The 8,087-nt window shown below is 65.3% G+C and carries 10 protein-coding genes (1 of these 10 running past the window's edge); 9 read left to right on the forward strand and 1 reads right to left on the reverse strand.

The window, feature by feature from the left end; all coding sequences use genetic code 11:
* The first annotated feature begins 67 nt into the window (after positions 1 to 67).
* The 8 genes from JVH1_RS29960 to JVH1_RS29995 all read left to right on the forward strand — a co-directional run bounded on the left by JVH1_RS29960 (position 68) and on the right by JVH1_RS29995 (position 6,747).
* Positions 68 to 313, forward strand: coding sequence for an ATP synthase F0 subunit C (locus JVH1_RS29960; protein ID WP_005252955.1), 246 nt, complete (start codon positions 68 to 70; stop codon positions 311 to 313).
* A 7-nt stretch (positions 314 to 320) separates the two neighbouring features.
* Complete coding sequence (locus tag JVH1_RS29965) at positions 321 to 878, forward strand: F0F1 ATP synthase subunit B (RefSeq protein WP_009474168.1); 558 nt, start codon at positions 321 to 323, stop codon at positions 876 to 878.
* A gap of 5 nt (positions 879 to 883) precedes the next feature.
* The gene (locus JVH1_RS29970; protein WP_009474167.1) at positions 884 to 1,711 is read left to right on the forward strand and encodes a F0F1 ATP synthase subunit delta; all 828 of its coding nucleotides are present in this window, start codon (positions 884 to 886) and stop codon (positions 1,709 to 1,711) included.
* Positions 1,712 to 1,773: 62 nt separating this feature from the next.
* Positions 1,774 to 3,417 (forward strand): F0F1 ATP synthase subunit alpha, encoded by a 1,644-nt coding sequence (atpA, locus tag JVH1_RS29975; RefSeq protein ID WP_005252958.1) that lies wholly within the window; start codon positions 1,774 to 1,776, stop codon positions 3,415 to 3,417.
* Between the two features lie 48 nt (positions 3,418 to 3,465).
* Positions 3,466 to 4,446: a F0F1 ATP synthase subunit gamma gene (locus JVH1_RS29980; RefSeq protein ID WP_009474166.1), complete on the forward strand. Its 981-nt coding sequence runs from the start codon at positions 3,466 to 3,468 to the stop codon at positions 4,444 to 4,446.
* Positions 4,447 to 4,449: 3 nt separating this feature from the next.
* Complete coding sequence (gene atpD, locus JVH1_RS29985) at positions 4,450 to 5,901, forward strand: F0F1 ATP synthase subunit beta (RefSeq protein ID WP_005252960.1); 1,452 nt, start codon at positions 4,450 to 4,452, stop codon at positions 5,899 to 5,901.
* A gap of 6 nt (positions 5,902 to 5,907) precedes the next feature.
* The gene (locus tag JVH1_RS29990; protein ID WP_005252961.1) at positions 5,908 to 6,276 is read left to right on the forward strand and encodes a F0F1 ATP synthase subunit epsilon; all 369 of its coding nucleotides are present in this window, start codon (positions 5,908 to 5,910) and stop codon (positions 6,274 to 6,276) included.
* A gap of 48 nt (positions 6,277 to 6,324) precedes the next feature.
* Positions 6,325 to 6,747: a DUF2550 domain-containing protein gene (locus tag JVH1_RS29995; RefSeq protein WP_005571048.1), complete on the forward strand. Its 423-nt coding sequence runs from the start codon at positions 6,325 to 6,327 to the stop codon at positions 6,745 to 6,747.
* Here JVH1_RS29995 and JVH1_RS30000 read toward each other — a convergent pair whose 3' ends face one another.
* A complete protein-coding gene (locus tag JVH1_RS30000; protein WP_009474164.1) occupies positions 6,748 to 7,323 on the reverse strand; it encodes a cob(I)yrinic acid a,c-diamide adenosyltransferase in 576 nt (191 codons plus the stop codon). It abuts the gene before it with no gap.
* Between the two features lie 54 nt (positions 7,324 to 7,377).
* Between JVH1_RS30000 and murA the strand changes: the two genes are divergently transcribed.
* A protein-coding gene (gene murA / locus JVH1_RS30005) for a UDP-N-acetylglucosamine 1-carboxyvinyltransferase (RefSeq protein ID WP_011594473.1) crosses the window boundary here: on the forward strand, positions 7,378 to 8,087 show its 5' portion. It continues 565 nt past the right edge of the window; only the first 710 of its 1,275 coding nucleotides appear in the window; it begins with the start codon at positions 7,378 to 7,380; the stop codon falls past the right edge of the window.

Below are 8,087 nucleotides of genomic sequence, written 5' to 3' on the forward strand. Positions count from 1 at the left end.
CAGCTACACCAAGAACTGAGCCTCCCGCCGAATCCGGCGGAGGTCAACAGAAAGGGAACGGAACACCATGAGCCTCGCCTACCTCGCTCAGGAAGCTGTCCAGGAAACCAACTCGACGGGTTTCGGAGCCATCGGCTACGGCCTCGCCGCGATCGGCCCCGGCATCGGCGTGGGCATCGTCGTCGGTAAGGCGATCGAGGGAATGGTTCGCCAGCCCGAGATGGCCGGACAGGTTCGTACCACGATGTTCCTCGGTATCGCCTTCACCGAAGCCCTCGCGCTGATCGGCCTCGTCGCCGGCTTCATTTTCTAAGACCGTCATGGCAGCCAACATCGCAGTCCTCGCGCAGGAAGAGAGTCACAACCCTCTCCTGCCCGAGACGTATGACATCGTTTGGTCGATCGTCTGCCTGGTCATCGTTGGTTTCGTCTTCTGGAAGTACGTCCTTCCGATGTTCCAGAAGGTCCTTGCCGAGCGAACCGAGCAGATCGACGGCGGCATCAAGAGGGCCGAAGAGGCCCAGGCCGAAGCGAAGGCGGCGCTCGAGCAGTACCGCGCTCAGCTCGCCGAAGCTCGCACCGAGGCTGCGCAGATCCGTGAGGACGCGCGCACCCAGGGGCAGCAGATCATCGCCGAAATGAAGGCACAGGCTCAGGAAGAAAGCGACCGCATCGTGGCCGCCGGCAACAACCAGTTGGTTGCCCAGCGTCAGCAGATCGTCGCCGAACTGCGCGCCGATCTCGGCCGCACCGCGGTCGACCTCGCCGAGAAGGTCATCGGTGAGTCCCTCGCCGACGACGTCAAGCGGGCCGGCACGGTCGATCGCTTCCTGAACGAGCTCGACACCATCGGCGCAAATTCCGCAGCAGGGAAGTGAGCACCATGTACGCAGCGAGCCGTGAGGCCTTGACGCAGACCCGTGCTGCGTTGTCTTCGGCCTTGGGATCCGTCTCTGCCGGAGCAGCCACAGCGGCCGCGGCCCAGATCGGGGCCGAGCTGTTCTCGGTCGTCGAGATCCTGGACGAGCAGCGCACTCTCCGGAGTGCCCTGTCGGACACCTCGACGCCCGGGAACGTTCGCGAAGGTCTGGCCGAGCAGGTATTCGGTGGCAAGGTCTCGGCCGAGACCCTCGCCGTCCTGAAGGCGGCGGTGGGCCAGGACTGGTCCGTCACCTCCGACCTGCTCAACTCGCTGGTGCTCGTCGGTCGGGAATCGCTGCTGAAGGCAGCGGCCGATCAGGGACAGCTCGACGCTGTCGAGGACGAGCTCTTCCGCCTCGGCCGCATCGTTGCCGGTAACCCGAAGCTCGAGCAGTCACTGTCCGACCGTTCCGTGCCGGCGAAGAGGAAGCGTGAACTGCTCTCCAAGCTGCTGTACGGCAAGGTCACCGCTGTCGCCGAGGCGCTGGCGACCCAGGCAGTGGGCCGGTTGAAGAACTCCGCACCCGCGGACGCCTTCGACGAACTGTCGAATCTGGCAGCAGCACAGCGGGAAGCAGTTGTCGCCAAGGTGCGCAGCTCTGCTCCGCTGTCCAGTGAGCAGTCGGATCGGCTGACCGCCACCCTCACCCGTACCTACGGGAAGCCGGTGACGGTTCACGTGGAGGTCGATCCTGAACTCCTCAGCGGCTTGGTCGTCCGGGTGGGCGACGAGGTGATCGACGGCAGCGGCGCGGGACGTCTCGCAGCGCTGCGGAAATCCCTCAAGTAGTCCGCAACCGAACCCCATACCCCAGATCTTTTCGAAGACCAGACACCGAGAGCAGGAAAAACATGGCGGAGCTGACGATCTCCTCCGACGAGATCCGTAGTGCGATCGAGAACTACACCGCGAGCTACTCCCCGGAGGCCTCCCGCGAAGAGGTCGGCCTTGTGACCGACACCAGCGACGGCATCGCGCACGTCAGTGGCCTGCCTTCGGCGATGGCCAACGAACTGCTGGAGTTCCCCGGCGGAATTCTGGGTGTCGCGCTCAACCTGGACGCCACCGAAATCGGTGCCGTCATCCTGGGCGATTACGAGAACATCCAGGAAGGCCAGGAAGTCAAACGGACCGGCGACGTGCTGTCGGTACCCGTCGGCGACGCCTTCCTCGGCCGCGTCATCAACCCGCTCGGACAGCCGATCGACGGCCTGGGCGAGATCGAGAGCAACGAGACCCGCGCGCTCGAACTGCAGGCTGCCTCGGTGCTCGAGCGTCAGCCCGTCGAGGAGCCGCTGCAGACCGGCATCAAGGCCATCGACGCGATGACCCCGATCGGCCGCGGACAGCGCCAGCTCGTCATCGGCGACCGTAAGACGGGCAAGACCGCCGTCTGCATCGACGCGATCCTGAACCAGAAGGCCAACTGGGAGACCGGCGACGAGAAGCAGCAGGTTCGCTGCATCTACGTCGCGATCGGCCAGAAGGGCTCCACCATTGCGGGCGTCAAGGCTGCCCTCGAGGAGCAGGGCGCGATGGAGTACACCACCATCGTCGCCGCCCCGGCCTCCGACTCCGCCGGATTCAAGTGGCTCGCGCCCTACACCGGCTCCGCCATCGGCCAGCACTGGATGTACCAGGGCAAGCACGTCCTGGTCGTGTTCGACGACCTGACCAAGCAGGCCGAGGCGTACCGCGCCATCTCGCTGCTGCTGCGTCGCCCGCCGGGACGTGAGGCATACCCCGGTGACGTCTTCTACCTGCACTCCCGCCTGCTGGAGCGTTCGGCCAAGCTGTCCGACGCCCTGGGTGGAGGCTCGCTGACCGCGCTGCCGATCATCGAGACCAAGGCCAACGACGTCTCGGCCTACATCCCGACCAACGTCATTTCCATCACCGACGGTCAGGTGTTCCTCGAGTCGGACCTGTTCAACAAGGGTGTCCGCCCGGCCATCAACGTCGGCATCTCGGTGTCCCGAGTCGGTGGCGCCGCGCAGACCAAGGGCATGAAGAAGGTCTCCGGTTCGCTGCGTCTGGAGCTGGCTCAGTTCCGTGAGCTCGAGGCGTTCTCCGCCTTCGCCTCCGACCTGGACGCCGCCTCGAAGGCACAGCTCGAGCGCGGTGCCCGCCTGGTGGAGCTGCTCAAGCAGGATCAGTACAGCCCGATCCCCGTCGAGGACCAGATCGTCTCGATCTACCTCGCCGGCGAAGGTGTCTTCGACAGCGTGCCGGTCGGCGACGTCCGCCGCTTCGAAGCCGAACTGCTCGACGAGCTGCACCGCACCGCCTCCGGCGTGTACGAGAGCATCAAGGGCGGCAAGGCCCTCGACGCCGACAACGCCAAGGCGCTGGTGGAGGCCACCGACAAGTTCAAGGAAACCTTCATCGCGTCCGACGGAAGCCGGGTCGTGAACGAGGCCGAGGCCGAAGCTCTGGACGCCGGCGAGGTCGGCCACGAGCAGATCAACGTCAAGCGCACCACCGTCAGCAAGTGAGCGGCCTGCCCATGATGCTGCGAAACATGAAGGGAGAGTGATCGATCGATGGCAAGCATTCTCGAACTGAGGTCTCGCATCAAGTCGGTCAACTCGACCAAGAAGATCACCAAGGCCCAGGAACTGATCGCGACCTCGCGCATCACGAAGGCACAGTCGCGCGTCGCCGCGGCGAAGCCGTACGCCGAAGAGATCACGAAGGTTCTGTCGGAGCTGGCGAGCGCGTCGGCTTCGCTGGACCACCCGTTGCTCAACGAGCGCACCGATCCCAAGCGTGCCGCGGTTCTGGTCGTCACCAGCGACCGCGGTATGTGCGGCGGATACAACTCCAACGTCCTCAAGGAGGCCGAGGAGCTGTTCCAGCTGCTGCGCAGCGAGGGCAAGGATCCGGTCATCTACGTGCTCGGATCCAAGGGCCTGGGGTACTACACGTTCCGTGGCCGCGACTTGGGAGGTGCGTGGACCGGGTTCTCCCAGGATCCGGGCTACTCCGACGCTGCCAAGGCGAGCCGTCACCTGGTCGACCTGTTCATGGCCGGATCCGGCTCGGAGGTCCCCGCGCCGAACGGCGAGGGCACCATCGAAGGCGTCGACGAGCTGCACATCGTCTACACCCGCTTCGTGTCGATGCTGACCCAGTCTCCCGAGGTTCGCCGGATGGCTCCCCTCGAGGTGATGGTCTCGGAGGAGCGCGTCGAACTCGGCGAAGACATGCTGTCGAACGGTCACGGGTCCAGCGACTCGGAGCCGGTCGCCGGATACAACTTCGAGCCGGAACCCGACAAGTTGCTCGGCGCCCTGCTGCCGAAGTACATCAGCACCCGCATCTACTCCTCGCTGCTGGATGCTGCGGCGTCGGAGTCGGCTGCCCGTCGTACCGCCATGAAGGCCGCGACGGACAACGCAAACGAACTGGTGAACACGTTGAGCCGTCAGGCAAACCAGGCTCGCCAGGCCCAGATCACCCAGGAAATCAGCGAGATCGTCGGCGGCGCGAATGCGCTTGCCTCGAGCGCAGGAAGTGACTAAGCAATGACCGCAGCAGTAACCGAAAACAACGGGGCAGGCTCGGGTTCGTCCGTCGCCGGCCGCGTCGTGCGGGTCATCGGTCCCGTCGTGGACGTTGAATTCCCGCGTGGCGCTATTCCTGAACTGTTCAACGCCCTGCACGCCGAGATCACGCTCCCCTCGGTCGCCAAGACGCTGACCCTCGAGGTCGCACAGCACCTCGGCGACAACCTGGTGCGCACCGTCTCGATGCAGCCCACCGACGGCCTGATCCGCGGCACCTCGGTGTCCGACACCGGCAAGCCGATCTCGGTTCCCGTCGGAGACGTCGTCAAGGGCCACGTGTTCAACGCACTGGGCGACTGCCTCGACGCTCCCGGCACGGGTCGCGACGGCGAGCAGTGGGGCATCCACCGCAAGCCACCGGCCTTCGACCAGCTCGAGGGCAAGACGGAGATCCTCGAGACCGGCATCAAGGTCATCGACCTCCTCACCCCGTACGTCAAGGGTGGAAAGATCGGTCTGTTCGGTGGTGCCGGTGTCGGCAAGACCGTTCTGATCCAGGAAATGATCACCCGTATCGCCCGCGAGTTCTCCGGAACCTCGGTGTTCGCAGGCGTCGGTGAGCGCACCCGTGAGGGCACCGACCTTCACCTCGAGATGGAAGAGATGGGCGTCCTCCAGGACACCGCCCTCGTCTTCGGCCAGATGGACGAGCCGCCGGGAACGCGTATGCGCGTCGCCCTGTCCGCGCTGACCATGGCGGAGTACTTCCGCGATGTCCAGGGCCAGGACGTGCTGCTGTTCATCGACAACATCTTCCGTTTCACCCAGGCCGGTTCCGAGGTGTCGACCCTGCTCGGTCGTATGCCTTCGGCCGTGGGTTACCAGCCGACCCTGGCTGACGAGATGGGTGAGCTGCAGGAGCGCATCACCTCGACGCGAGGCCGCTCCATCACCTCGCTGCAGGCGATCTACGTGCCCGCCGACGACTACACCGACCCGGCGCCGGCAACGACGTTCGCGCACCTCGATGCCACCACCGAGCTGTCGCGTCCGATCTCGCAGATGGGTATCTACCCCGCTGTGGACCCGCTGACCTCCACCTCCCGCATCCTGGAGCCCGGCATCGTCGGTGCCGAGCACTTCCGGGTCGCCAACGAGGTCAAGCGCATCCTGCAGAAGTACAAGGAACTGCAGGACATCATCGCCATCCTCGGTATGGACGAGCTGCAGGAAGAGGACAAGGTGCTCGTCGGCCGTGCCCGCCGCCTGCAGAAGTTCCTCGGCCAGAACTTCATCGTCGCCGAGAAGTTCACCGGTGAGCCCGGCTCCGTGGTGCCGCTCCGCGACACCATCGAGGCGTTCGACCGCATCTGCAAGGGCGAATTCGATCACCTGCCCGAGCAGGCGTTCAACAGCTGCGGTGGACTCGACGACGTCGAGGCTGCAGCCAAGAAGATCGCCGGGAAGTAGTCGACGATGGCTGAGATGACCGTGGAACTCGTCGCCGTGGAGCGACGGTTGTGGTCTGGTTCGGCGACTCTCGTCAGCGCACAGACGACCGAGGGCGAGATCGGTGTCATGCCTGGGCATGAGCCGGTTCTCGGACAGCTGGTCGAGGCCGGAGTGGTTGCGATCACGACGGCTGACGGTGAGCGTATCGTCGCTGCTGTGCACGGCGGGTTCCTGTCCGTGACCGCGAAGACAGTCACGATCCTCGCCGAGTCAGCCGACTTGGCCGAGGACATCGATGTGGAAGCGGCCAAGGCCGTGCTCGCAGAGAGTGGAGACGATCTCGAGGCGATTGCTGTCGCCAAGGGTCGGATCCGCGCTGTAGAGCGCGCTTAGGCTGCACGAGAAAGACCGCGACGGAGCCGACGAACAGTGACAATCGGAATGACTGTGTTGATCATTCTGGTTGTGCTGCTCGCGGCCTTCGTCGCGGTCTTTTTGTATCGGCTTGCAGTACTGCGCCGCGGTGGCACCGCGGCGATCCTTCGGGTGACGCCTGCCCCGGGGGACACCGGGTGGCGCCACGGCGTCATCCGCTACGGCGAGGGTTCCCTCGTCTTCTTCAAACTGTCGAGTTTGCGCCCCGGCCCTGATTCGCGCATCGACCGCCAAGGCATCGAAGTCGCAGGTCGTCGCAGCCCGGAGGGCTCCGAGTTCGACATCATGTCCGAGGAAATCATCATCCTGTCGGTCAAGGACCGCGGTAGCTCGTACGAGATCGCATTGGACGGGGGAGCGTTGACCGCGTTCCTGTCCTGGGTCGAATCACGACCGTCCGGCCGATCGGTTCGCGGTCGCCGACTCTGATCAGGACTTCCCGGCTCCGGGCTTCCAGAGCACGTCGCCCTCGGGGTTCGCGAGCCTGCTGACGATGAACAGCAGATCCGACAGCCGGTTGAGATACTTCGCCGGAAGTGCGTTGGTGGTCTCCGGGTTCGCGTCGACGGCCGCCCACGCAGACCGCTCGGCCCGCCGGGTCACGGTCCGTGCCACGTGCAGCAGCGCTCCGAGTGCCGTGCCGCCGGGGAGAATGAAGGAGTTCAGCGGCTCCAGGCGTTCGTTCAGTTCGTCGCACCAGCCCTCGAGACGGTCGATGTACTCGTCGGAGATGCGCAGCGGCGGGTACTTCGGTTCTTCCTCCACCGGGGTGGAGAGGTCGGCGCCGGCGTCGAACAGGTCGTTCTGGATCTGCCGCAGGATCGACCGGATCTCCTCGGGCGGGTCGCCCAATGCCACCGCGACCCCGATCGAGGCGTTCGCCTCGTCGCAGTCGGCGTAGGCGATCAGCCGCGGATCGTTCTTCGACACACGGGAGAAATCGCTGAGTCCGGTGGTCCCGTCGTCGCCGGTCCGGGTGTAGATCTTGGTGAGGTGTACGGCCATAGCGTTACGGTACCGGCCTCCGGGGTCGGCATCCCTGGCTCTAGGCTGTGTTCTGTGAGTGAACGCTTCCTTGTCACCGGCGGTAACCGCCTCGTAGGTGAAGTGTCTGTCGGGGGCGCCAAGAACAGCGTTCTCAAGCTGATGGCGGCAGCGCTGTTGGCTGAGGGCACCACAACTGTCACCAACTGCCCGGACATCCTCGATGTCCCTTTGATGGCCGACGTCCTGCGCGGCCTCGGCTGCGAGGTGGACCTCGACGATTCCATCGTCCGGATCACCACACCCGCGGAGCCGAAACACCACGCCGATTTCGCCGCGGTACGTCAGTTCCGCGCGTCGGTGTGTGTGCTCGGACCGCTGGTCGCGCGGTGCCGACGCGCCGTGGTCGCGCTACCGGGTGGCGATGCCATCGGATCGCGGCCCCTCGACATGCACCAGTCGGGGCTGCGATTGCTGGGCGCGCACAGCACGATCGAACACGGCTGCGTGGTGGCGCAGGCCGACGACCTGCACGGTGCGAACATCCGGCTCGCGTTCCCGTCGGTGGGGGCGACCGAGAACATCCTGATGGCCGCCGTACTCGCCAAGGGTGAGACGGTGATCGACAACGCGGCCCGCGAACCCGAGATCGTCGACCTGTGCAACATGCTGATTCAGATGGGCGCGAAGATCCGGGGTGCCGGCACGTCCACGCTGACGATCCAGGGCGTCCCCAAACTCGAGCCCACCACGCACCGGGTCATCGGCGATCGGATCGTCGCAGC

The organism is Rhodococcus sp. JVH1 (assembly GCF_000280725.2).
Taxonomy (GTDB): Bacteria; Actinomycetota; Actinomycetes; order Mycobacteriales; family Mycobacteriaceae; genus Rhodococcus_F; species Rhodococcus_F jostii_A.

Coding starts and splice junctions, on each gene's coding strand:
- JVH1_RS29960 (WP_005252955.1), top strand. CDS start 68: ATGAGCCTCGCCTACCTCGCTCAGGAAGCTGTCCAGGAAACCAACTCG.
- JVH1_RS29965 (WP_009474168.1), top strand. CDS start 321: ATGGCAGCCAACATCGCAGTCCTCGCGCAGGAAGAGAGTCACAACCCT.
- JVH1_RS29970 (WP_009474167.1), top strand. CDS start 884: ATGTACGCAGCGAGCCGTGAGGCCTTGACGCAGACCCGTGCTGCGTTG.
- atpA (WP_005252958.1), top strand. CDS start 1,774: ATGGCGGAGCTGACGATCTCCTCCGACGAGATCCGTAGTGCGATCGAG.
- JVH1_RS29980 (WP_009474166.1), top strand. CDS start 3,466: ATGGCAAGCATTCTCGAACTGAGGTCTCGCATCAAGTCGGTCAACTCG.
- atpD (WP_005252960.1), top strand. CDS start 4,450: ATGACCGCAGCAGTAACCGAAAACAACGGGGCAGGCTCGGGTTCGTCC.
- JVH1_RS29990 (WP_005252961.1), top strand. CDS start 5,908: ATGGCTGAGATGACCGTGGAACTCGTCGCCGTGGAGCGACGGTTGTGG.
- JVH1_RS29995 (WP_005571048.1), top strand. CDS start 6,325: ATGACTGTGTTGATCATTCTGGTTGTGCTGCTCGCGGCCTTCGTCGCG.
- JVH1_RS30000 (WP_009474164.1), bottom strand. CDS start 7,323: ATGGCCGTACACCTCACCAAGATCTACACCCGGACCGGCGACGACGGG.